General features: G+C 33.7%; 21 protein-coding genes. 9 read left to right on the forward strand and 12 right to left on the reverse strand.

What is annotated here, in order from left to right; genetic code table 11:
* Nucleotides 1-225: 225 nt before the first annotated feature.
* The 4 genes from ACFFVB_RS05540 to ACFFVB_RS05555 all read left to right on the forward strand — a co-directional run bounded on the left by ACFFVB_RS05540 (nt 226) and on the right by ACFFVB_RS05555 (nt 4067).
* A complete protein-coding gene (locus tag ACFFVB_RS05540; protein ID WP_382381720.1) occupies nt 226-816 on the forward strand; it encodes a YceI family protein in 591 nt (196 codons plus the stop codon).
* Between the two features lie 26 nt (nt 817-842).
* Nucleotides 843-2123 (forward strand): hypothetical protein, encoded by a 1281-nt coding sequence (locus tag ACFFVB_RS05545; RefSeq protein ID WP_382381721.1) that lies wholly within the window; start codon nt 843-845, stop codon nt 2121-2123.
* A 407-nt stretch (nt 2124-2530) separates the two neighbouring features.
* On the forward strand, nt 2531-3118 hold the full coding sequence (locus tag ACFFVB_RS05550; RefSeq protein ID WP_382381722.1) for a YceI family protein: 588 nt from the start codon (nt 2531-2533) through the stop codon (nt 3116-3118).
* Between the two features lie 286 nt (nt 3119-3404).
* Entirely contained in the window at nt 3405-4067 is a 663-nt protein-coding gene (locus ACFFVB_RS05555) for a peroxiredoxin-like family protein (protein WP_382381723.1), read from the forward strand.
* A 230-nt stretch (nt 4068-4297) separates the two neighbouring features.
* Here the strand turns inward: ACFFVB_RS05555 and hisS are convergent, their stop codons facing one another.
* Nucleotides 4298-5671, reverse strand: coding sequence for a histidine--tRNA ligase (gene hisS, locus ACFFVB_RS05560; RefSeq protein WP_382381724.1), 1374 nt, complete (start codon nt 5669-5671; stop codon nt 4298-4300).
* Between the two features lie 129 nt (nt 5672-5800).
* Here hisS and ACFFVB_RS05565 point away from each other — a divergent pair, with 129 nt between their 5' ends.
* Nucleotides 5801-7039 carry an ABC transporter permease gene (locus ACFFVB_RS05565; protein ID WP_382381725.1) on the forward strand — a complete coding sequence of 413 codons (1239 nt, stop codon included), beginning with the start codon at nt 5801-5803 and terminating at the stop codon, nt 7037-7039.
* Nucleotides 7040-7049: 10 nt separating this feature from the next.
* Here ACFFVB_RS05565 and ACFFVB_RS05570 read toward each other — a convergent pair whose 3' ends face one another.
* The 5 genes from ACFFVB_RS05570 to rpsF all read right to left on the reverse strand — a co-directional run bounded on the left by ACFFVB_RS05570 (nt 7050) and on the right by rpsF (nt 9551).
* Complete coding sequence (locus ACFFVB_RS05570) at nt 7050-7523, reverse strand: DUF6495 family protein (protein ID WP_382381726.1); 474 nt, start codon at nt 7521-7523, stop codon at nt 7050-7052.
* A 6-nt stretch (nt 7524-7529) separates the two neighbouring features.
* Nucleotides 7530-8378, reverse strand: a complete 849-nt coding sequence (locus ACFFVB_RS05575) for a glycerophosphodiester phosphodiesterase family protein (protein WP_382381727.1) — start codon at nt 8376-8378, stop codon at nt 7530-7532.
* 69 nt (nt 8379-8447) lie between these two features.
* On the reverse strand, nt 8448-8900 hold the full coding sequence (gene rplI / locus ACFFVB_RS05580) for a 50S ribosomal protein L9 (protein WP_382381728.1): 453 nt from the start codon (nt 8898-8900) through the stop codon (nt 8448-8450).
* A 13-nt stretch (nt 8901-8913) separates the two neighbouring features.
* A complete protein-coding gene (gene rpsR / locus ACFFVB_RS05585; protein WP_382381729.1) occupies nt 8914-9210 on the reverse strand; it encodes a 30S ribosomal protein S18 in 297 nt (98 codons plus the stop codon).
* A 2-nt stretch (nt 9211-9212) separates the two neighbouring features.
* Nucleotides 9213-9551, reverse strand: coding sequence for a 30S ribosomal protein S6 (gene rpsF, locus ACFFVB_RS05590; protein WP_318500767.1), 339 nt, complete (start codon nt 9549-9551; stop codon nt 9213-9215).
* A 210-nt stretch (nt 9552-9761) separates the two neighbouring features.
* On the opposite strand from rpsF, the gene ACFFVB_RS05595 reads away from it, so the two are divergent.
* A complete protein-coding gene (locus ACFFVB_RS05595) occupies nt 9762-10457 on the forward strand; it encodes a LytR/AlgR family response regulator transcription factor (protein ID WP_382381730.1) in 696 nt (231 codons plus the stop codon).
* Here the strand turns inward: ACFFVB_RS05595 and priA are convergent.
* Genes priA through ACFFVB_RS05615 form a run of 4 tightly spaced genes read right to left on the reverse strand, consistent with a single transcriptional unit; the run spans nt 10454 to nt 15388 of the window.
* Nucleotides 10454-12907 carry a replication restart helicase PriA gene (gene priA / locus ACFFVB_RS05600; RefSeq protein ID WP_382381731.1) on the reverse strand — a complete coding sequence of 818 codons (2454 nt, stop codon included), beginning with the start codon at nt 12905-12907 and terminating at the stop codon, nt 10454-10456. The genes ACFFVB_RS05595 and priA overlap by 4 nt on opposite strands.
* 3 nt (nt 12908-12910) lie before the next feature.
* Nucleotides 12911-13852 (reverse strand): YihY/virulence factor BrkB family protein, encoded by a 942-nt coding sequence (locus ACFFVB_RS05605; protein ID WP_382381732.1) that lies wholly within the window; start codon nt 13850-13852, stop codon nt 12911-12913.
* A gap of 1 nt (nt 13853) precedes the next feature.
* The gene (gene nadC / locus ACFFVB_RS05610) at nt 13854-14711 is read right to left on the reverse strand and encodes a carboxylating nicotinate-nucleotide diphosphorylase (protein WP_382381733.1); all 858 of its coding nucleotides are present in this window, start codon (nt 14709-14711) and stop codon (nt 13854-13856) included.
* A gap of 56 nt (nt 14712-14767) precedes the next feature.
* Nucleotides 14768-15388, reverse strand: a complete 621-nt coding sequence (locus tag ACFFVB_RS05615; RefSeq protein ID WP_382381734.1) for an L-threonylcarbamoyladenylate synthase — start codon at nt 15386-15388, stop codon at nt 14768-14770.
* A gap of 47 nt (nt 15389-15435) precedes the next feature.
* On the opposite strand from ACFFVB_RS05615, the gene ACFFVB_RS05620 reads away from it, so the two are divergent.
* A complete protein-coding gene (locus ACFFVB_RS05620; protein WP_382381735.1) occupies nt 15436-16299 on the forward strand; it encodes an alpha/beta hydrolase fold domain-containing protein in 864 nt (287 codons plus the stop codon).
* A 536-nt stretch (nt 16300-16835) separates the two neighbouring features.
* Here the strand turns inward: ACFFVB_RS05620 and ACFFVB_RS05625 are convergent.
* Together ACFFVB_RS05625 and ACFFVB_RS05630 are read right to left on the reverse strand one after the other, a co-directional pair.
* The gene (locus tag ACFFVB_RS05625; RefSeq protein WP_382381736.1) at nt 16836-19181 is read right to left on the reverse strand and encodes an ATP-dependent helicase; all 2346 of its coding nucleotides are present in this window, start codon (nt 19179-19181) and stop codon (nt 16836-16838) included.
* A gap of 113 nt (nt 19182-19294) precedes the next feature.
* A complete protein-coding gene (locus ACFFVB_RS05630; RefSeq protein WP_382381737.1) occupies nt 19295-20875 on the reverse strand; it encodes a hypothetical protein in 1581 nt (526 codons plus the stop codon).
* Between the two features lie 120 nt (nt 20876-20995).
* Between ACFFVB_RS05630 and ACFFVB_RS05635 the strand changes: the two genes are divergently transcribed.
* Together ACFFVB_RS05635 and ACFFVB_RS05640 are read left to right on the forward strand one after the other, a co-directional pair.
* The gene (locus ACFFVB_RS05635; RefSeq protein WP_382381738.1) at nt 20996-22546 is read left to right on the forward strand and encodes an FMN-binding glutamate synthase family protein; all 1551 of its coding nucleotides are present in this window, start codon (nt 20996-20998) and stop codon (nt 22544-22546) included.
* Nucleotides 22547-22615: 69 nt separating this feature from the next.
* On the forward strand, nt 22616-23137 hold the full coding sequence (locus tag ACFFVB_RS05640; protein WP_382381739.1) for a DUF7935 family protein: 522 nt from the start codon (nt 22616-22618) through the stop codon (nt 23135-23137).
* Nucleotides 23138-23256: the final 119 nt, after the last annotated feature.

Raw genomic sequence — 23256 nt, forward strand, 5'->3', positions numbered from 1 at the left:
CGCATTATAATTAAATAACACACGTGCAAATAATTTAATTGAGAGGTGGAAACAGGTTTACAAAATAGGTAACAATCGAAAATTAACATCGTTTTATGTTAATCTTATAAAACTGAAAATCCTCAAAATTGTTAAAAAAAATTTAGAAACTAAATTAACATTCATATGACAAAAGAATAAATCAAACGACATATCGACATCAATTAATAATCAAATTTTTAAAACATGAAAACTGAAAATCATCCCTTAAAAATTTCTCAATCATTAATTATTCTAGTCACTTTATTGGGCTCGTTAACGGCGTTTTCACAAACGTTTAATTTAAACAACGACAACTCTAAATTAAGTGTATTTGGAACTTCAAGCCTACATGATTGGGAAGTAGTAGCAGAAAAACAAAGCGGTTCTATAACTGTAGAAAATGCAAGCGAAACAGCTTCAATTAGCGCTTTAAACTTTAAAGTAATTGCAGAAAGCCTAAAAAGCGGAAAGTCTGGAATGGACAAAAACGCGTACAAAGCTTTAAATACTAATAAGTTTGAGAGCATCGATTTTAAATTAACAAAAATAAACTCTATTACACCTAGTGGTAGTGGTGTTTATACTGTAAAATCGACTGGAGATTTAACCATTGCAGGAACAAAAAATGCTATACAATTAAACTTCACGTTAACACTTACCGACAGTAAAGCAAAATTAGCAGGATCTTATACTTTTAAAATGACACAATTTAAAATTGATCCTCCAACAGCCATGTTTGGTACAATAACAACTGGTGATGAATTAAAAATTGAATTCAACACTGTATTCCAATAAAAAAAATAATCAAAAAGATAATTACAATGAAAAACTATATAAACTCATTAGTTATTGCCGTAATAGCAATCGCTACAAGTGCTAACGTATACGCGCAAAACAACAGAAATATTGACAATTACAGACAAGCAGATCAACGCGGTGTAAATGTTTTTGAAGACCCTAAAGATACAATTTCTTCTTTCGAAAATATTAAAGTAAAAATGGGAGGATCTTTTGCTCTACAATTTCAAGGTTTAGATCATGAAAATTCTGGCGCTGCACCTTTAGACGGACTAACTTCTAACTTTAACCTACCTACTGCAAACTTAGATTTAGATGTTGCATTAGCTCCTGGTGTAAGAATGCACTTAAGAACATATTTATCTTCTCGTCACCACCACGAACCTTATGTAAAAGGAGGTTTCTTTCAAGTTGATGCATTAGACTTTATACAAGAAGGTTTTTTAGACGATGTTATGAAATACACGACTATTAGAATCGGACAAATGGAGAACAACTATGGTGATGCCCACTTTAGAAGAACAGATAACGCACAAGCTATTTACAACCCATTTGTAGGAAACTTAATCATGGATTCTTTTACTACTGAAATTGGTGCAGAATTATACTACCAAAGAAACGGATTTATTAGTATGATAGGTGCAACAAATGGTAAATTAAACCAATCTGTTATAGAAAATGAGAATGGTAAATCTGGAGGCGCATCTTTCTTAGCAAAATTAGGTTACGACAAACAATTAAACAGCGATTTAAGAGTACGTTTAACTGCATCTTTATACAACTCAGGTTTTATACCAAGCTTATACTTATATAATGCAGATAGAGCAGGGTCTCGTTACTACAACGTACTACAAGCAGAAGGTGCAGCTTCAGACAACTTTAGATCAGGTCGTTTTGCTCCAAGTTTTAAAAACAGCATTACAGCTGTAATGATAAACCCATTTGTAAAGTATAAAGGTTTAGAATTTTTCGGAACGATTGAAATGAACTCAGGTAGTACAAATGCAACAGAAACAACTGTAGCTTTAGATGGAAAAACACAACAATATGCAGGTGAATTAATCTACAGATTTGGTCAAACTGAAAACTTTTACGTAGGTGGTCGTTACAATGTAGTGAACTCTGAGTACGACGGAACTGAAGATATGGATATCACTAGATTTCAAGCAAGTGCTGGTTGGTTCATGACTAAAAACATCTTAGCTAAAGTTGAATATGTAAACCAATCTTACGATGGAGGAACAGGTCTTTACGACGATGCTCAATTTGACGGATTCATGTTCGAAGCTGTAATTAGTTTCTAATATTAGAAATATATAAAGGATTTAAACCAGACTGATTAGCATCTTTTTTAAGTGTGTCATTTATAAATTACAAACTTATAAATCTTAAAAAAGAGTATTAAAAAGTCATTATTACACTCAAACTAAAATAAAAATCCTTACCACATTCGGTAGGGATTTTTTTTTCACATTCTACAACCCGAATATACTTTCAAGATTCTTTATAAGTGTAATACAGAGTAGTTTTAATCTTTTCGTTAAACCGAGCCCTTTAAAGGAACAGTAAATAATTATACGTTATTAAATTTAAGAATTCAGAAATAAATTCCAACTTTTATAGAGAAACAGACTTCTGGATTAAAAATGAAATAAAATAACTATATTTTAAAGCTATTCTAAATCAATAACTACATAATAGACATTAATTTATGATACTAAAAAAGCTAGCCATCGCCTTATCTGTACTTCTAGCAGTATCGTTTTCAGGAAGTCCAGTTAAAACCGAAGCAGAAATTGTAATTAAACCAAGTAGTAAACTCACTATACAAGGGATAACTAATATCACTAATTTTGCATGTAAGTTTAATACAGTAACCCTAAAGGATCAAATTGCTATTTCATATACAGCCACAAATAATGAAGCTACATTTGAAAATGCATTATTAATTTTAGATAATCAAGAATTTGACTGCGGAAAGAGAATAATAAACAAAGATTTTAATAATCTTTTAAAATCAGATACTCATCCCCAAATTGCCATTCGTTTAAAAGAAGTTATACGCTCTAAAACGGAGCCTAAAAAGATAACAGCACATGTAGATTTCATAATAGCTGGAGTTACAAAAACATATCAAATTCCAATATCTGTTTCCCGAGATCATTCTCTTAAAATTAATGGTAAGATCAGACTAAACATTAGAGATTTTGATTTAGAAAATCCTAAAAAAATGTTAGGTTTAATAAAAATAGAAGATGTTGTAACTGTACATTTTCATTTAGATATGGATGTTCTGTAAATGCTATTTTAATAGCAAATGTTTATACTACTAAAATCTTTTTACCTTAATGTGATTACAGACATCTTGTTTGTAAGACATTGTATTTCCTTTTAAAAACACCTCCGTTTTATACTAATTCCAATATATACTAGGTCTTTTTTGTTATGTCTTCATTATCAGTCCGACAAAAAACTTAGCATTAAAAAACAGATGTTGTCTCCGTCAGGTTACATTAGGTAATCTTTGTAATCTACCAGAGATTCTATTTTTTAATTAGAATTAAATCAGTTAAAACACAATACACATGTCAGAAATCACAGAACCTACACTAAAAAGTCAATTAGATGCCAAAAAAGATGATTTTGAGGCCCATGCTCCCGTAGATAAAAAACAAGACTATGCTGAAGGCTTAGAAGCTGTAGAAAAAAGTGGTGTCATTAAAAAAGCCAAGCAAGTAGGCGATCAAGCTCCTGAGTTTACCCTTAAAAATGCTATTGGTAATGACGTTACTTTAAGTGAGTATCTAAAAAAGGGACCTGTAGTTTTAACTTGGTATCGCGGTGGTTGGTGTCCCTATTGCAATTTGACTTTACAACGTTTACAACAAGAGCTAGGTAATATTCAAGCAGAAGGTGCAAATCTATTAGCGCTCTCCCCAGAATTACCCGATAACTCTTTGAATACAACAGAGAAAAACGACCTGAAATTCGAAGTTTTAAGTGATGTAGGAAACCAAGTTGGTAAAGCCTATGGCATTATTTTTAAACTTACAGCTGCTGTGGCTAACAGATATCAAGATGGATTTAATTTACATGGGTTTAATGGTGATGAGAGTAATGAATTACCATTAGCAGCAACCTATATTATAAATCAGAATGGTGAAATTAATTACGCTTTTTTAGAGGTAGATTATCGTAAGCGCGCTGAGCCTGCAGATATTATTGACGCTTTAAAAACTTTAGAATAAAAACCCACTACTTTATAAAAAAAGTAAAGAGGTTGCCCTCCCAAACAACCTCTTTGTTAATCTAAGTAGTATTAACTACTTCAACTAATAGCTATTACAAAGATAAGCGGTTAATTGTTTATATTTTACTGAAAACCGTAATTTGATGAAAAAAAATGAAAATAATACACACTTTAACTAAAAAAGTCTCGATTTAAATCGAGACTTTTTAGTATAACGAAACTTTTTACTTAAGATGTAACATCTTCTAATAAAGTTTTAAAGTCTACTTTAGTTTGTTCGCCGTCTTTCATATTTTTTAAAGTAAAAACTTCAGACTTTACTTCTTCCTCTCCTACTAGTACCACATACGGAATCGCACGTTTATTTGCATGATTCATCTGCTTCTTCATTTTAGCAGTATCTGGATATAGTTCAGCATTAACTCCTGCTGCTCTTAATTTTTGTATAGCCTGTAAACTATATAGTGCTTCACGATCTCCAAAATTAATAAAAAGGACTTTCACGTTTTTGTTAACCGCTTCAGGGAATAACTCTAATTCTTCTAGAACTAAATAAATACGATCTAATCCAAAACTAATACCTACACCACTTACGTCTTTAAGACCAAATATTCCAGTTAAATCGTCGTAACGACCACCTCCACCGATAGATCCCATCTGTACAGATTTTGGTGCTGCCACTTCAAAAATAGCTCCTGTATAATAATTTAACCCTCTTGCTAAGGTAACATCTAATTGTAATGTCGCCGTTTTTAAACCTAAAGTGTCAATTCCTGTGTTTATAAACTCTAATTCTTCTACGCCTTTTAAGCCTTCTTCAGACGTACTTAAAATCTGTTTTAAACTTTGTATTTGAGCCTCGAAAGTTCCTGATAATGTAAAAAGAGGTTGCAATTTATCGATTCCACTTTGCGGAATTCCTTTTCCTAACATTTCTTCTTTGACCTTCTCCTCTCCTATCTTATCTAATTTATCTAAAGCAACCGTAAAATCGATAAGTTTATCTTGTGCTCCGATAACTTCGGCTATTCCAGCTAAGATTTTACGATTATTAATTTTAATAGTAACTCCATCTAGGTTTAAAGCAGAAAAAACAGCATCATATAATTGCACAAATTCTACTTCTTGCCAAAGGGATTTAGATCCAACAACATCGGCATCACACTGATTAAATTCTCTAAAACGTCCTTTTTGAGGGCGATCGGCTCTCCAAACTGGTTGCATTTGGTAACGCTTAAACGGAAACTCTATTTCGTTTTGGTGTTGTACGACATACCGTGCAAAAGGCACAGTTAAATCATATCGTAACGCTTTTTCTGAAATACTAGATGTGATTTTAGTAGAATTTTTTTCCGAATACAATGCATCGTTTACCTTGTTCAAATAATCTCCAGAGTTCAAAATTTTAAAAATCAAGCGATCACCTTCATCTCCATATTTACCCATTAAAGTTTCAGAATTCTCAAAACTCGGAGTTTCAATAGGTTGAAAACCGTAAGTTTCAAAAACCTGCTGAATCGTTTTAAATATATATTGTCGTTTTGCAACTTGCTCCGGATTAAAATCTCGAGTTCCTTTTGGAATGCTTGGTTTTTGTGCCATTAGTATTTTAAATTTGAGCACAAATATCTAAATTTTTGATGTGACTTAATAAGATAATTCGATTTTATAGTAACTTTATTCCGTTTTAATAGTCTTACATTAAAAGACTCAACCAATAACACCATTTTCATGTTTTCACTTGTTCGAGAAAATATTAGAATTGCTTTCGATTCTATAAAAGGTCAGCTACTGCGTACCATTCTAACGATACTTATTATTGCCATAGGAATTACGGCTTTAGTAGGGATTTTAAGTGCGGTATCTGCTTTAGAGACCACAATTTCTAGCGACTTCTCTTCTATGGGAGCCAACACCTTCAATATTCAGCGCTATGAGTTTACAGCACAACGCCAACGCGGTAAACGCCAAAAGATAAATCCGATAATTAGTTATCAAAATATTCGTGATTTTGAAAACCAATTCACTTATCCATTTACAAAAACATCTGTTTCATTTACAGGAACTTCAATGGCAGAAGTTAAATATGAAAATGAAAAAACAGATCCGGAAGTGACCGTTATCGGATCAAATGAAAATTTTATTCAGAATTCTGGACTAAAAGTGGATCGCGGCCGTGAATTTAATGCTTTGGAAGTCGACAATAATTCCAATGTCTGTATAATTGGTAGCGATTTAGTGAAGGCGTTATTTAAAGACGAAGATCCTATAGATAAAACAATAACTGTAAGAGGTTTTAAATTTAAGGTTATTGGTGCTTTAGAATCGAAAGGATCCACATTTGGAAACAATCAGGATTTAAGAGTCATTATGCCTTTACAAAAAGCACGTTCTATTTTTACAAATGCAAATATAAACTACGCATTAAGTGTTATGGTTGAAAAGAAAGAACTCTTACAACAAGCCCAAGATGATGCCATAATATCTTTTAGAAACATACGTGGCTTAACTCCTGTAGAAGATAATAATTTCGGTATGGAACGCAGTGACGATTTAATTAATCGTATTGGAGCCATTACAGGCATTTTATCTACAGCCGCTTGGATTATTAGCATCATTACAATTTTAGGCTCCTCTATAGCCCTAATGAACATCATGCTGGTTTCTGTAAGCGAGCGTACTCGAGAAATCGGAGTTCGTAAAGCTTTAGGCGCAAAACAAGGTACTATTGCTTTCCAGTTTTTTATTGAAACGATTATTATTGGTCAGCTTGGAGGCATACTGGGAATGATTCTCGGAATTTTACTCGGCTTTGGATTTGCATCGGTAGTCGATTTTCAATTCAGTATGCCGTGGTCTGCAATGATTTGGGCAAGTCTAATTACTTTCTTTGTCGCAATTATTTCTGGTTCATATCCTGCATCTAAAGCTGCAAAATTAGATCCTATAGAATCCTTACGTTATGAATAGCAACGCATTATTAATTTGCGTTAACCAAATTATTAAAATACGTATATAAATCACCTTTCGTAATATTCGCACCTTGCTGAATTAACTTAAAAATATCAAGGTTTTTATCTTCCGAATAGGTTTTATTTGCTTGTAGAAACTCTACATTGTCATGCATTAAATTATCGCGTAACCATGCAAAACCTTCTTTAGTTGCTAAATCTTTATCGTTTGTTAGCTTAATAGCCACCAAATGCATGTTGGTTTCACCTAAAGCAAATAAGTGCATGTGTTGCCCATTAATATGTTCAAGAAATTTAACTTTACTTAAAACTCCTTCCCAAACCAAGTCACTAAATACATCTAATTCCTGTTCTGCAACTTCTGGTTTTGTCTCTTTAATGGTTTTCCACTCGCTTGCATCGATAGTTTGCGTAGCTAAGAAATTAATAAATTCTTGTTGTAATTCTTCAAACTGTTCTTTTGTTAGTCTAGCGTATTTCATTATTTTTTATTTTATAGCATTATAAACTGCGAAAGGTCTGTCTGTAGCAAAGATATCTACACCCAATGCTTTCCAGCGAACATAACTTTCTTCTCCTTTTACTGCTGCTTGTTTATCTAAGTTTCCTAAGGTCCCCAACATACACACAATATCTTCTGCATGTAATTTCTCGAAAAGTGAGGCATTGGATAATCGCGTACCTGTAAAAGCAAGCATATTTTTTGTTGGAATTTTAGCGTCTAATAAGCGCTTAAATTCTTCTTCGTTTCTAGCTGAAACAGATAATAATAATTCTGGAGCCAAAGCATAGGCTGTAGTTGCCTGCTCCACATCGTAAGTAATAACAACACTTACGTCTTCTGCCTTCACATCTCGAATAGCATCAATTACGACGTTTTGGCTAACACTCCGTTTTATATCTATAGTAAGTATTACATTATTTGCTTTAGCCCATTTTAAAACATCTTTAAATAAAGGTATTTTAAAAACGGTTTCATTACCATAGTCATCTACCAAATTAAACGCAGTCAATTCTTTATACGATAAATCTTTTACCAAGCCAGTACCTGTAGACGTTCTATCTATTGCATTGTCATGCATTAAAACGAGCTTACCATCTTTTGTTTGAGCCACATCAATCTCGTAAATCGCAAAAATACTATCACTAACATATTGCAGTGTTTCCAAGCAATTTTCGGGATAATGAAGTAAGTTTTTCCCACCGCGATGAACACTTATTTGTGGTAACTCTGTGTTAGAAGCTTTAAAAGTTTCAACTAATTTAGAATCTTTAGTAGTGACCTCACTACAACTTAGAAAGCAAAATAATATCGTTGAAAAGATAAAGTATTTCATATTTTTTTGAATTAAAAAAACCGTCTAGAACAAGTCTAAACGGTTTTTAATATTATAATAACTTTTAAATTAGTTAGCTTGAGCTACTACTTCAAAAGGGAAATCTACAGTTACTTCACGGTGTAAACGTACTATGGCTTCGTATTTACCTAAACGTTTAACACTTCCACCAATTACAGTGATGAATTTTTTGTCGATTGACTGACCTTCTTTAGCGATTGCTTCAGCAAGATCGATATTGTTTACAGATCCGAATAATTTATCTCCAGATCCTACTTTAGAAGGAATTTTAATGTCTAAAGCTTTTAATGCTTCAGCAATTACATTTGCTTCATCAACAATTTTTTGTTCTTTAAAAGCTCTTTGCTTTAAGTTTTCAGCTAACACTTTCTTAGAAGAAGGTGTTGCTAAAATAGCACTTCCTTGAGGAATTAAAAAGTTTCTACCATAACCGTTCTTAACTGTTACAACATCGTCTTTAAATCCTAAATTTTCAACGTCTTGTTTTAATATAAGTTCCATTGTTATCGGTATTTTATTTTAATAAATCAGCTACATAAGGCATTAAAGCTAAGTGACGTGCTCTTTTTACAGCTACAGACACTTTTCTTTGATACTTTAATGACGTTCCAGTTAAACGACGAGGTAAAATTTTACCTTGCTCGTTTACAAAACCTAATAACCAATCTGCGTCTTTATAATCCACATATTTGATTCCAGATTTCTTGAAACGACAATATTTCTTTTGCTTATTAGTTTCAATATTTAAAGGCGTTAAGTATCTAATCTCTCCGTCTTTTTTTCCTTTTGCTTGTTGTTCTATAGATGACATAATTACGCTTTTTGTTTAAGTTTAGCTCTTCTTCTTTCAGCCCAAGACACAGCGTGCTTGTCTAATTTTACAGTTAAGTAACGCATAAAACGCTCGTCACGTCTAAATTCCAACTCTAATGGAGTAATTACTTCTCCAGGAACAGTGAATTCAAATAAATGGTAAAAACCACTTTTTTTGTTTTGAATTGGGTAAGCTAATTTTTTTAGTCCCCAATCTTCTTTTGATATCATCTTAGCACCGTTAGAAACAAGAAAGTCTTCGTATTTCTGTACTGTCTCCTTTATCTGTGTTTCAGATAAAACGGGATTTAAGATGAAAACAGCTTCATAATGATTCATATTCAAATCTATTTTTATTGTTAAAAATGGCTGCAAATGTACTCTTAATTATTAGATATAACAAATGCATTGGTAAAAATATTCATTTTTTATTTCTCATCAAAACGTGTACTAAAACTAACATCAAATATACACTTTATCGGATTTTTCTTGTTTTTTATCCTGTTAATTTGTACTATTGTCGATATTCTAACTGAAAAATTAATTGTTATGACTTTAAACTGTGTGGTGGTAGATGATTCTGCAATTCAGCGATTATCTATTGTAAAGTTAATAGAAATTCACCCTGCTCTTAACTTAATTGCAGAGTACAGCAGTGCTCTGGAAACCAAAAATGGTTTAAACTCTCACAAAGTCGACCTTATATTTTTAGATATTGAAATGCCTGTATTAAACGGCTTCGAACTTCTTGACGTATTAAACAATAAGCCTCAAATTATTTTTGTTACAGGTAAAACAGAATATGCTTTTAAAGCTTTTAATTACGATGCTACCGATTATTTAAAGAAACCGATTACGCGTGAACGTTTTATGGTTGCTGTTGAAAAAGCGCTAGAGCAAAATAAATTAAAACTAGATTATAAAGAAGAAGAAGGCGAACATATCTTTGTTAAAAGTAACTTGAAAAAACGTAAAGTATATATTAATGATATTAAATGGATTGAAGCACTTGGCGATTACGTAAAACTAGTAACTACAGAAGGTAGTCTAGTTGTATTATCTACCATGAAAGCTTTTGAACAAGAACTTCCTAATGGAAAATTTCTTAGAATTCATAAATCCTATATCGTTAATCTAGATAAAATTGATAGATTTAATAGTAAAAATGTTGAAGTTGGCACTTTCGAAATTCCATTAAGCCGAAATAAAAAATCACAACTTGTTGAAGCTTTAAATAGTATTTAATACGCATCCACATTTAAGATTAATCTTACAGATCGAAATTCTTTTACATTCATAAAGCTATTGTTAATTCTAACAATGGCTTTTTTTGTACCTCCTAACGATTGTTTGGAAGGAATTTTTATTAGAATGTTTTTATGAAACTGATTTCTAATTCTTGCTACTGGCGGATCTACAGGACCAAGCACATAATCCCCAAACACTTGCCTAAATGCCTTACCTAACCAAATTGAAGCCATATTTACGCGGTTAAAATCTTTATGCTTTAACGTAACTCGAATTAAACGATACACGGGCGGATACTTAAAATTATAGCGTTCGTCCATTTGCTCCTTATACATCGCACCATAATTATTAGTCGAGACTTGCTGTAATATATTATGAAACGGATTATAGGTTTGAATCAATACCTTTCCTTGTTTCTCTGTTCTTCCAGCACGTCCTGATACTTGCGAGAGTAATTGGTAACTCCGTTCGTGTGCTCTAAAATCTGGAAAATTCAATAAATTATCGGCATTCATAATCCCGACTAAAGCCACATTTCTAAAATCCAATCCTTTGGTAAGCATTTGTGTACCCACCAAAATATCCATTTCTTGTTGCTCAAAGGCCGTAATTATTTTCTCATAGCCATATTTCCCACGCGTTGTATCTAAATCCATACGTCCCGCTTTATGGTTCGGAAACAACAACTTTACCTCCTCCTCTATTTGCTCGGTTCCAAATCCTTTGGTATCTAAAGATGTATCTCCACAAGCTTGGCACTTTAAAGGCATCGCCATATTGTATCCACAATAATGACAACGTAACTGATTCCGATAACTGTGATACGTTAAACTCACATCACAATTTGGACATTCGGGTGCATGCCCACACGTTTTACATTCTACTATGGGTGAAAACCCACGTCGGTTTTGAAACAAAATAATCTGATGACCTTCTTCTAAAGTCTCAGTCATAACTTGAATCATTCTATCGCTAAAATGACCTTTCATCAACTTTCGTTTTTGCTTATCTTTTACATCGATTAACTCGATATCCGGCATCAATACATTATTATAGCGCTTAGTAATTTCTACCAAACCATATTTTCCTTGCTGCACATTAAAATAGCTTTCTAAACTTGGCGTTGCCGAACCTAACAATGTTTTGGCACCATGAAAATGCGCTAAAACCACTGCTGTATCCCTTGCATGATACCGTGGTGCTGGATCGAATTGCTTAAAAGATTGCTCGTGCTCTTCGTCTACTATAATTAATCCTAAAGATTTAAATGGCAAAAATATTGACGACCGCGCACCTAAAACCACCTGAGCTTTTGGTGAATTATACAGTACGTTATTCCAAACCTCAACACGTTCGTGAGCAGAATATTTAGAATGAAAAACCGCCACTTGTTCTCCAAAATATATTTGTAATCGATTTACCAATTGCGTGGTTAATGCGATTTCAGGTAGTAAATACAAGACTTGTTTTCCTGTCTTTAAAACGTCTTCTATTAACTTTACATAGACTTCGGTTTTCCCTGAAGATGTAACGCCATGAAGTAATGTAACCTGATGCGTTTCGAAAGACGTTTTTATCTGACTAAGCGCTTCCGTTTGCTCTGGGTTTAGTGCTTTGGATGCTTCTGAAGCTTCGCCGTTAAATTCAACGCGATCAGTTTGAATAAAATACTCTTCTAAAACCGATTTATCGATTAATGATTTTATAATACTTGCTGAAGCACCACTGGCTTCTGCCAGTTCTGAAACTTTTATGGCTTTCTTTGTCTTAGCGGTTAGCTGAAACAAACTCATCACCACATCGCGTTGTTTAGGAGCGCGATTTAAGTCTTCCATTAATATTTTAAGCCCTTCTTGTGTGGTATGTTCTGATTGAAGTTTGACATACTTTACCAGTTTAGGTTTGTATTTTTCAAAAACCTCTTCTTCTATAATTATCGCTTCTTTTTCTAAAAGACGCTTTATAACAGGAAAGACTTGTTTTCTATCCACAATATCTACAATGTCTTGGATACGCAGAGATGATTGATGTTGCAAGGCTTCATAAATCAAGAACTCATCATCCTTTAAATCGGCTTCATTTATCTCTTTGTCTTTATTCTTACTTATTAAGGTTTCGCTTTCTAAAATAAATGCGTTTGGCAATGAAGCACGCATCACATCTCCAACCGTACACAGATAATAGTTAGCCATCCAATCCCACAACTTCAGTTGCGTCTCTGTTACGATAGGATATTCATCTAAAATTTGCTGAATTTGTTTCGCTTCGTAGATTTCCGGTGGTGTGTTATGTATCCTTTTCACTATTGCAGTATACACCTTTGTTTTACCAAAAGGTACCGCCACCCGCATTCCTGGTTTAATAAAATCAGATTCAGCTTCTGTAATTACATAAGTAAACAGATTTTCGACAGGAATAGGAAGAATAACATCTATAAAATGAAGCATAAATTAACAGTTTTTACCTAATTGACGCAAGGATATATTTAATTCGTATCCTAACAATATGATATTGGAATTTAACCACAAATAAAACATTAAAATCAATAAAGCACCTATAGAACCGTAAAGTTCATTGTACTGTGAAAACTCTTCAATATACACTCCAAATAAATAAGACACGCATACAATTAACATGGTCGTAAACAGTGCCCCCGCGGAGAGAAACCGACTATATTTACCTTCTCTAGTACCAAAGTAATACAAGGTCGCGGTAGACAAATACACCATAATTATTCCGAAAACGTATTTAGAGATATTTATCCATATAATACTACTATTACCTATCTCTACACCTTGCTCTGTTAAGGTTTCAAACAAACTTCCAAGGATATAAATCTCTACAAAACCAAAGCCTGCAACCGAAATCACCACTAAAAAAGCAAGAATTAACGCCACCCCTAAAGCGTATAAATATTGTCGTAATATACTTCTAGATAATTCGATATGATACGAACTTTCGAAAGCAGAAAACACAGCACTAACACCATTAGCCATTAAGAAGATAGACAGTAAAAACACTGTAGACAATAAGCCACCGCGTTCGTTACTATCAATATTTTCAAAAATATTTTTAAAGAAAAAGTCCGATGTTGTTGGTGGTAAAAACGATTCTAAGAAATCTAAGAACTCCGCTTTAAAACCTTCTATTGGAATATGCGGAATAAGAATTAAAATGAATAATAAGAAAGGAAAAATAGCCATAAAAAAATTAAAAGCTATCGCACTTGCTCTTGAAGTTAACGCGCCTTTTATTATTCCTGTTATATAAAGTTCTAATAAATCGTAAATTGATAACCCTTCTAAACCTGGTAGTTTTAAGGTCTTAAAAAACTTTACTAATAAATTTATAACCGGTATGTTCGCTAGCTTATCTTCAATATGCTTTGTCATGTTAAACCGCTTTCAGGCTTAAATCCATATTATAAACCGAATGTGTTAAGGCTCCAGACGAAATGCAATTCACACCACACTCGGCATATTTACGCAGTGTTTTTTCGTTTATACCTCCTGAAGATTCTGTTAGACACGAATCTCCTATCAGTTTTACTGCGGTTCTGGTATCTTCGTAATTAAAATTGTCTATTAATATGCGATACACTCCTCCATTTTGAAGGATCTCTTCAATTTCCTGAAGATTCCGCGCTTCAACAATAATTTTTAAATCTTTATCATTTGTCTTTAAATACGCCTTAGTCTTTGTAATTGCAGCTGTAATTCCGCCTGCAAAATCGATATGATTATCCTTTAACATAATCATGTCGTACAACGCAAATCTATGGTTTTCGCCACCTCCAATTTTTACAGCCCATTTTTCTAAAGCACGAATTCCGGGAGTTGTTTTTCTAGTATCTAAAATTTTGGTTCCTGTACCTTCTAATAAATCCACATACGATTTTGTCTTGGTTGCTATTGCACTCATACGTTGCATGGCATTTAAAACCAAACGTTCTGCTTTTAGAATAGATTGAGAAGCACCCTCTACATAAAAGACCACATCCCCAAATTTTACTTGGCTACCATCTTCTATTAAAGTTTCAACTTTTAAATTCTTGTCGACATATTCAAAAACCTTTTTAGCAAATGCCACACCAGCAATAACGCCATTATCTTTTACCAATAACTTTGCTTTCCCTTGCGCCGATTCTGGAATACACGCCAAAGAACTATGGTCGCCATCTCCAACATCTTCTCGAACAGCATTTGCAATGATTCCTTCTATTTCTTTTTCAAATTGAGCTTGACTAATCATATAAATTCTTTGATACAAAATTACTAATTGCGGATTTAAAACGGTTTAAAAACCAATTAAAAAATCTCTAAACTTCCTTTTCCTTCCCTAACAATTACAGGCTCAGCCTCTGAGAAATCGATTACTGTAGATGCTTGATTATCTCCGTAACCACCATCGATAACTAAATCGACTAGATTATCCCATTTTTCATAGATTAATTCTGGATCTGTGGTATATTCAATAACCTCATCTTCATCTCGAATAGAAGTCGAAACAATTGGGTTCCCAAGTGCTTTAACAATCTCTAGTGCGATTTTGTTATTCGGTACACGAATACCAACAGTCTTCTTTTTCTTAAATACTACCGGTAATGTTTTAGCTCCCGGAAGGATAAAAGTATAAGGACCTGGCAAAGCACGCTTTAATATTTTAAATGTAGACGAATCTATTTGCTTCACATAATCGCTTAAATTACTTAAGTCGTGACAAATAAAAGAAAAATTAGCCTTCTCCAGCTTCACACCTTTAATCCTTGCTATGCGCTCTAAAGCTTTGGTATTAGTGATATCGCACCCCAAACCATAAACAGTATCTGTAGGATAAATAATCAATCCGCCACGTTTTAAGACGTCGACTATTTTTTTTATCTCTTTGGGGTTCGGATTTTCTTCGTAAATTTTTATAAACTCGGCCATAATAAGTATATTGTAATATCGTTCTACAAAGTAATTAATAATTTATAATGAAACCAATAAAAACCATTATCATCCTGCTATTTATTGCAGTCACGTGTTTTTCGTGTACTTCAGACTCTACATCCGAGGGTAGTGATTTTTTAGATTTAGAAGCCACAATTAAAACGGATGTAGAATATGGTATCGAGGAATTTCAGACATACGACATCTATTTACCTGCACACCGGGATATTGACACCAAAACATTAATTTTAGTTCATGGTGGCGGATGGACTTCCGTCGATAAAAAAGATATGAATACGTTTATTGAATTGATTCAAAAAGATTTACCAAATCTTGCCATATTAAATATGAATTACCGCTTGGTAGACGAAACTTCTGAAGCTTACCCCATGCAAATAAACGACATCACAGCTGTTGTTAATCATTTAAACTCTAATATTGATGCGTATCAAATCTCTAAAGATTTCGGATTTGTAGGCGTTAGTGCGGGTGCACATTTGGCAATGTTATGGAGTTATGCTTTTGATGACACCCAGCAAACTAAAATGGTTGGTAGTATTGTTGGCCCTACAAATTTTACAGATCCAGCATATTTAGAAGATTTAAATTTTAATACCTTAAACCAACTTGAGCAATTATATGGCTTAGACTTAACCACTGAGTTTTTAGAAAAAATAAGTCCTTACCATCAGATCACGGAATTAGCACCGCCAACCATTCTATTTTATGGCGGAAAAGACCCCTTAATACCAACATCTCAAGGTGACCAACTACAAAGTAAACTTCAAGAACTTGGCATCATGCATGAATACACCTTATATCCTGAAGCGGGTCATGGTTGGGAAGGATTAGAGTTATTAGATACGTGGTCTAAATTAAAAGTGTTTATTGGAGCTAATTTGGAGTGATTTATTTGGTTGTATTGCCTCTTGCTGAATACCTTTCGGCACACCGTAATAAACTCAACACATACTTAAACTGCAATAAATATAATATTACAATCACTCGAATGTGACCCTGAACTAAATTCAGGGTGACGGTAAGATGAAAATTGCGTCATGCTGAACTTGTTTCAGCATCACACAACAAGCAAACTATTCATAATAATAGGTTGCTTGAGCAGAGTCTAAAGCCTTCTAAACTTATATCTCGACTCCGCTCGACAAACATTCATGTTCGGCTAAAACGGCACAAAAAAACATTCAATTTTATATTAATATATTTTCTCATTTCAGTTTTCAATTATCAAGATTAGAAGAAGAATTTAAACACTATTATTAACGAAAAATTGAAGAAGAAATGAATAAAATATCAGTGTTAAACACTATCCGAAATAAATTAATTCATAGAATTTTTGCTTTAATTAAAAATCAAAAACTCTATGAATTAATTTTACAAGTGACATAGAAATAAGGGTAACGCACTACAAAAAACCAAACTTCCCCTACCCTATAACTTCCAATTTAGCAAATCGAAGTAAAAGATTTTTATTTCCTCCGTTTTCAAATTTTATTTCAGCTTTTGTATCTGCTCCGGCACCTTCAATTTTTAAAACTTCACCTTTACCAAAACGTAAATGCTTCACGATGTTTCCGGCAATTAATTTATTATCGAATAAATTACCACCTTCTGCTCCACTAGTTTTACTAACAGGTTTTAAATTTTTAGACGTATTTACCGGAACTTTTGCTGGTCCTTGTAATTTAGTTGCGCCTTTTTTCTGAATAGGTAATTGTTTAGCTGGCTTGAAGCGAATGTTTCTGTTAGGCACATCGTCTCCAAAAATATTGGCATCTAACATCGGGTTCATTCTGCGTTCTTCAATAGGCGTTAGTATATCTAAATACTGCTCGTCTATTTCTTGAATAAATCGACTAGGATCAGAATCCACTAATTTCCCCCAACGGTATCTTGACACCGCATAGGTTAAATAGGCTTGCTTTTCGGCACGTGTTAAGGCCACATAAAACAAACGACGCTCTTCTTCCAATTCGCTTCGTGTGTTCATACTCATCGCACTCGGAAATAAATCCTCCTCTAGTCCGACAATAAATACATATGGAAATTCCAGTCCTTTTGCCAAGTGAATCGTCATTAACGCCACACGATCGTCTTCCCCAGTATCATTATCTAAATCGGTTGCCAATGCAACGTCTTCCAAAAATTCGGTTAAAGATCCTGTTGTATCTGCAATCTCTCTTTGCTCTTCAACGAAATCTTTAATACCATTTAAAAGCTCTTCAATGTTTTCTACTTTAGCAACACCTTCTGGCGTTGTATCTTTATTGAATTCTTTTATTAAACCTGTAGTTTTCGCAACGTGATCTGCAAGTTCGAAGGCATTCACATTCTGATTCATAACTTGGAAACTTTCAACCATAGTTACAAAATCCATCAATTTATTCTTCGTTCCTGAATTGATTTTCACTTCGGTTTTATCGATGTGTTTCATCACTTCAAAAATAGAGCGCTTATAACCGTTCGCTGCAATTAGCAATTTATCGATTGTGGTTTGACCAATTCCACGTGGTGGAAAATTAATCACACGTTTTAAAGCTTCCTCATCAGACGGATTTATAATAATCCGTAAATAAGACAGGATATCTTTAATTTCTTTACGCTGATAGAACGATAAACCTCCATAAATTCGATACGGAATATCTCGTTTACGCAACGCGTCTTCCATAGATCGGGATTGTGCATTGGTACGATACAAAATGGCAAAATCGGAATGATTAAGTTGCTCGTTCATCTTTGTTTCAAAAATGGTACTCGCCACATATCGTCCTTCTTCCCCATCGGTCATAGAACGGTTTACCTTAATCTTATTTCCTTCGTCATTCGCTGTCCAAACAACCTTATCTAATTTTGTTTCGTTTTTATCGATTATAGAATTCGCTGCATTTACAATCGTTTTAGTCGATCTGTAATTTTGTTCTAATCGGAACATTTTCACATCGTCGTAATCCTTTTGGAAATTCAGTATATTATTAATATTCGCACCACGGAACGCATAAATACTCTGCGCATCATCCCCTACCACACAAATGTTTTGGAAACGATCGGACAGTGCTCTTACTATTAAATATTGCGAATGGTTTGTATCTTGATACTCATCGACCAATATATATCTAAATCGATCTTGGTATTTTGCTAACACTTCAGGGAATCGTGTTAAAAGTTCGTTGGTTTTCAATAGTAAATCATCGAAATCCATTGCTCCCGATTTAAAACAACGCTCTACATATTCCTTATATATATCTCCAATACGCGGGCGTCTAGCCATGGTATCTGCTTCTATTAATTCTGGATTCTGAAAGTAAGCACGAACCGTAATTAAACTGTTTTTGTATGAAGAAATTCTTGAAAATACAGATTTATACTTGTACAACTCTTTATCTAATCCCATCTCCTTAATTATAGATGAAATTAAACGCTGAGAATCTTGCGCATCGTAAATGGTGAAGTTTGCAGGATACCCCAAACGATCCGATTCAATTCGAAGAATCTTAGCAAATACCGAGTGAAAGGTTCCCATCCAAAGGTTTTTCGCTTCACTTTGCCCAACAATAGAGGCAATACGCTCTTTCATTTCGCGCGCTGCTTTGTTGGTAAACGTTAACGATAAGATGTTAAAAGGGTCTATACCTTTATGCATTAAATAGGCAATTCGATAAGTAAGCACACGTGTTTTTCCTGAGCCGGCACCCGCTATAACTATCATAGGGCCGTTCATTTGAATGGTTGGTGCTAACTGTGCTTCATTTAACTGACTTAAATACTTCTCCAAAGTTTATACAATTTAGACTGTAAAATTAACCTTTGTAACCCGTTTAAGTAAATAGATTTATAAATAATTATAAACATTGACCACTTTGCACCATTAATTGAACTGAGAAACACCTAAATTATACCGTCACCAATAAAAACAAGTTTCAGGCCTTCCTGTATATTTAACCAGAAAAAATTAAAAACGGACTTTGTTTTGTCACGTTCAACTTGACCTGTTTTTGAAATAAAACCATCTTCATTTTTATCAGAATCATTTCTAAGAAATAAATTCGCTACTGAAGACAGAAACTTATTCTTCTTATGTTTTTTATTTAGAATATCAAGTTTCATGTTTTCATATTTCACACTAAAATCGACATTAGAACGATTTACATTACCATTAATATTAGCATAGACTTTATCAAACTGACCTTCTAATTTTATATTTAAATTGTGTTCCGTAAATTTATTTAGCTGAGAAACGGGTAACAAACCTATTTCAGTTTTAAAGTTAAATTCGTCTTTTTCATTATTTACATCAAAAGTCCAAACGGCGTGTAAAGGTGCAGTATCGAAAAAATCAGTATGAATATCTAGTTCTGTTTGCGTTGGAGATACATAGGTATTACTTACATTTTTAATGGTGGCATTAAAATTAGCGAACGAAATACTTCCGGCATGAATACCTGCTTTCACCTTCTCTTCGTATTCTATATAACCTTCCTTTAATAACAACGTAGGTAAGGTTAAATCGATTTTTAAATCGCGTAACATTTTACTATACAATGGTTTTATAGAATTATCGTCGGCGATCATTTTATTTCTATAAATTTTCAAATTCGGTTTCTGAATCGTGATCGTATCTGTTTTAAAATAAAAGCGATTGTCTTTAAAACCAAATTCAGGTTGCTCTATATACAACGAATCCATCTCGACATTAAAATGATCCCGCTCTTTCTTTATCACCTTACTAAGCTCTTGTTTAGAATACTTTGTTTTCAGCTTAAAATCTCTAACCACCCAATGGCTTTTAGTCAACTCAAGCTCTTGCAAACTTAAAGTTTCAAACTCTCCAACATTAAACTTTAAAGAATCTGTTAACACATGATAGTTAGAATATTCGAAAGGAATGCTGTGTTCTGCAGTAGCGGCGTCAAAATGAATATCGCGAAATGCAATATTCACATTTTCAGATTTTAAAAATATCGAATCCCGAGAGCCTTTAAATAAAGTCACGGTAGCATGATTTAAATCGAAATTATCAATTTTAATCGTTTTATTAAAGGTCTTTAAGGCTTCGGATTGTGAAGATGATGAATCTGAGCTTGTAGAATCCTGACTCTTCTTTTGTGCTTTCACATAAGACACTTGCGCATTGAGTAGCAAAATACTATCCAAATGGATCGTATTATTAACCACATACTCCCAATAACTTACATCTTTCAGTTTAAAATCTTCTAACTTGATTTTTAAATCGACACCTTTATTAACACCTTCTATTAATTCTAATTCTGGATTTTCGACAAATAACATCCCTTGAAACACATTTACATGCAAAGCAGAATATTTAAAACTTACCGATGCCGGCAATGTTTTTAGTGTGTTTTCTAATTTATTCTCAACAAAACTATTGGCGAAAAACAAACAAACCACAACACACGCACAAACAATTAAAAATAGGACAGTTAGACTTTTTTTGATTCGGTTTGACATTGATCACGATGGATTTATATTACTATAATAATTAAACAATATAATGTTAAGGAAATCTTCCTTTATCTTTTTGCTTTATTTATAATATATTTAACCCGTTAACAAAAAAAGAGATGTAATATGGCTTTAAGCGACATAAGTTGGTGGATTTGGGTAATCCTTTTCCTTTTAATAGTAGCAATTCGAGATGTATTTGTTCAGAAAAAGCATACTATTAGTCATAACTTCCCGATTGTAGGGCATCTCCGATTTCTTTTAGAGAGTATTGGTCCAGAAATGCGTCAGTATTTTGTAGCAAATAACCGTGAAGAATTACCTTTTAATCGTATTGAACGCGGTTGGATTTATGCTTCGGCAAAAAAAGAGAATAACTACGAAGGTTTTGGTACAGATCGCGATATTTATGCCAATCAGCATGTGTTTGTAAACAATGCCATGTTACCTTATAAACCAAAAGAAAATCATCCAAACCTAATAGACAAGACCTTTTTACCCTGTGCAAAAATAATGGGGGCATACAATAATAGAAGACGTCCTTTTAGACCTGCTTCTGTTATTAATGTTTCTGCAATGAGTTTTGGTTCTTTATCTGCTAAAGCTATGGAATCTCTAAATAAAGGCGTGAAAATTGCGGGTGCATATCACAATACGGGAGAAGGTGGTTTGTCGCCTTACCATAGTAACGGAGGAGATATTATATTTCAAATAGGAACAGGATATTTTGGAATTCGTGATGATGACGGAAATTTTTCGATGGATAAACTTGTTGCCCTAGTTGAAGCAAATCCGTTTGTTAAGGCTATAGAAATTAAATTATCTCAAGGCGCTAAACCTGGAAAAGGAGGCGTTTTACCCGCTGCAAAAATTACAGAAGAAATTTCTAAAATCAGACACGTTCCTCTTGGTAGAGATGTTATTTCTCCACCAAATCATTCTGCTTTTAAAGATATTCCTGGACTTATAGAATTTATTGAGAAAATAGCACAGCTTACCGGTTTACCTGTGGGCGTAAAAGCTGCTATAGGAAAAATAGAACAATGGGAAGAACTTGCCGATCTTATGATTGCAACAGGAAAGGGACCTGACTTTATCACTATAGATGGTGGTGAAGGTGGTACTGGTGCTGCCCCTCCAAGTTTTGCAGATCACGTGTCTCTACCTTGGGTTTACGGATTTAGCGATTTATATAAAGTCTTTTTAAAACGAAAATTAACAGAGCGTATTGTATTTATAGGAAGTGGTCGCTTAGGTTTCCCTGCGAAAGCAGCTATGGCTTTTTCAATGGGAGCAGATTGTATAAATGTTGCCAGAGAAGCCATGTTAAGTATTGGATGTATACAAGCACAAGTATGCCATACTAACCGCTGCCCTAGTGGTGTAGCTACCCAAAATAAATGGTTGCAAAACGGTATAGATCCTACTTTAAAATCTGAAAGGTTAGCTCAGTACTTTAAAACCTTCAGTAAAGAATTTATAGAAGTAACTCACGCTGCTGGTTACGAACATCCCTGCCAGTTTACCATGCGCGATATTAATATTAATGTAGACGATAAAAACCTAACGTCTAAACTACACAAAACCTACAAATACGAAAAATCGCCTGTTGCGTTTACAAGCATGCAGGATTTAAAAGATTGTCCGCATTTGGGAGGGAAAACACTTCAATCTTAATTATTAGTACCATTTACCCTGTTTGTACACATATAAAAACCTAGTAAGTTTGCTTTAAACACTAAATAAATGAATTTCGAATCTATAGTAAGTCTATTTTCTTACACCATACCAACCATTGTTACAGGCCTAATCGCCTATTACTTCTTTAAGGAACACACAAAAAACGAAGATGGTCGCAGACGTTTTTTATTGAAAAAAGAAATGCAAGTAAACGCCATGCCAATACGGTTACAAGCTTACGAACGCATGGCTTTGTTCTTGGAGCGCATATCACCTTCAAAATTATTGATTCGCGTACAACCAACTTCGACAGATAAAGATGACTACGAGTTGTTATTAATCAGCACCATAGAACAGGAATTTGAACATAATTTATCGCAACAAATTTATATCACCGACGATTGTTGGAGCGTAATTACGACAGCTAAAAACTCAACGATTCAATTAATTAGAAAAGCAGCTATGCTAGAAAAAACAGATTCTGCAAATAAGATTCGTGAAGTCGTTTTATCTGAAATGATGGAAAAACGCGCACCTAGCGACACCGCTCTATCCTATGTAAAAAAAGAAGTGAGCGATATGTGGTAAAACATTAACTACTATACAATTTAAAATATACATGTATTAAAACAAAAAGCTTCGTGGTATTCGCGAAGCTTTTTGTTTTAAGAAACAGCTAGCACTGCGTTCTGCAAACCACATGTGGA

Origin of the sequence: Formosa undariae (assembly GCF_042427615.1) — a bacterium.
GTDB classification, from domain to species: domain Bacteria; phylum Bacteroidota; class Bacteroidia; order Flavobacteriales; family Flavobacteriaceae; genus Formosa; species Formosa undariae.

Coding starts and splice junctions, on each gene's coding strand:
- ACFFVB_RS05540 (WP_382381720.1), top strand. CDS start 226: ATGAAAACTGAAAATCATCCCTTAAAAATTTCTCAATCATTAATTATT.
- ACFFVB_RS05545 (WP_382381721.1), top strand. CDS start 843: ATGAAAAACTATATAAACTCATTAGTTATTGCCGTAATAGCAATCGCT.
- ACFFVB_RS05550 (WP_382381722.1), top strand. CDS start 2,531: ATGATACTAAAAAAGCTAGCCATCGCCTTATCTGTACTTCTAGCAGTA.
- ACFFVB_RS05555 (WP_382381723.1), top strand. CDS start 3,405: ATGTCAGAAATCACAGAACCTACACTAAAAAGTCAATTAGATGCCAAA.
- hisS (WP_382381724.1), bottom strand. CDS start 5,671: ATGGCACAAAAACCAAGCATTCCAAAAGGAACTCGAGATTTTAATCCG.
- ACFFVB_RS05565 (WP_382381725.1), top strand. CDS start 5,801: ATGTTTTCACTTGTTCGAGAAAATATTAGAATTGCTTTCGATTCTATA.
- ACFFVB_RS05570 (WP_382381726.1), bottom strand. CDS start 7,523: ATGAAATACGCTAGACTAACAAAAGAACAGTTTGAAGAATTACAACAA.
- ACFFVB_RS05575 (WP_382381727.1), bottom strand. CDS start 8,378: ATGAAATACTTTATCTTTTCAACGATATTATTTTGCTTTCTAAGTTGT.
- rplI (WP_382381728.1), bottom strand. CDS start 8,900: ATGGAACTTATATTAAAACAAGACGTTGAAAATTTAGGATTTAAAGAC.
- rpsR (WP_382381729.1), bottom strand. CDS start 9,210: ATGTCATCTATAGAACAACAAGCAAAAGGAAAAAAAGACGGAGAGATT.
- rpsF (WP_318500767.1), bottom strand. CDS start 9,551: ATGAATCATTATGAAGCTGTTTTCATCTTAAATCCCGTTTTATCTGAA.
- ACFFVB_RS05595 (WP_382381730.1), top strand. CDS start 9,762: ATGACTTTAAACTGTGTGGTGGTAGATGATTCTGCAATTCAGCGATTA.
- priA (WP_382381731.1), bottom strand. CDS start 12,907: ATGCTTCATTTTATAGATGTTATTCTTCCTATTCCTGTCGAAAATCTG.
- ACFFVB_RS05605 (WP_382381732.1), bottom strand. CDS start 13,852: ATGACAAAGCATATTGAAGATAAGCTAGCGAACATACCGGTTATAAAT.
- nadC (WP_382381733.1), bottom strand. CDS start 14,711: ATGATTAGTCAAGCTCAATTTGAAAAAGAAATAGAAGGAATCATTGCA.
- ACFFVB_RS05615 (WP_382381734.1), bottom strand. CDS start 15,388: ATGGCCGAGTTTATAAAAATTTACGAAGAAAATCCGAACCCCAAAGAG.
- ACFFVB_RS05620 (WP_382381735.1), top strand. CDS start 15,436: ATGAAACCAATAAAAACCATTATCATCCTGCTATTTATTGCAGTCACG.
- ACFFVB_RS05630 (WP_382381737.1), bottom strand. CDS start 20,875: ATGTCAAACCGAATCAAAAAAAGTCTAACTGTCCTATTTTTAATTGTT.
- ACFFVB_RS05635 (WP_382381738.1), top strand. CDS start 20,996: ATGGCTTTAAGCGACATAAGTTGGTGGATTTGGGTAATCCTTTTCCTT.
- ACFFVB_RS05640 (WP_382381739.1), top strand. CDS start 22,616: ATGAATTTCGAATCTATAGTAAGTCTATTTTCTTACACCATACCAACC.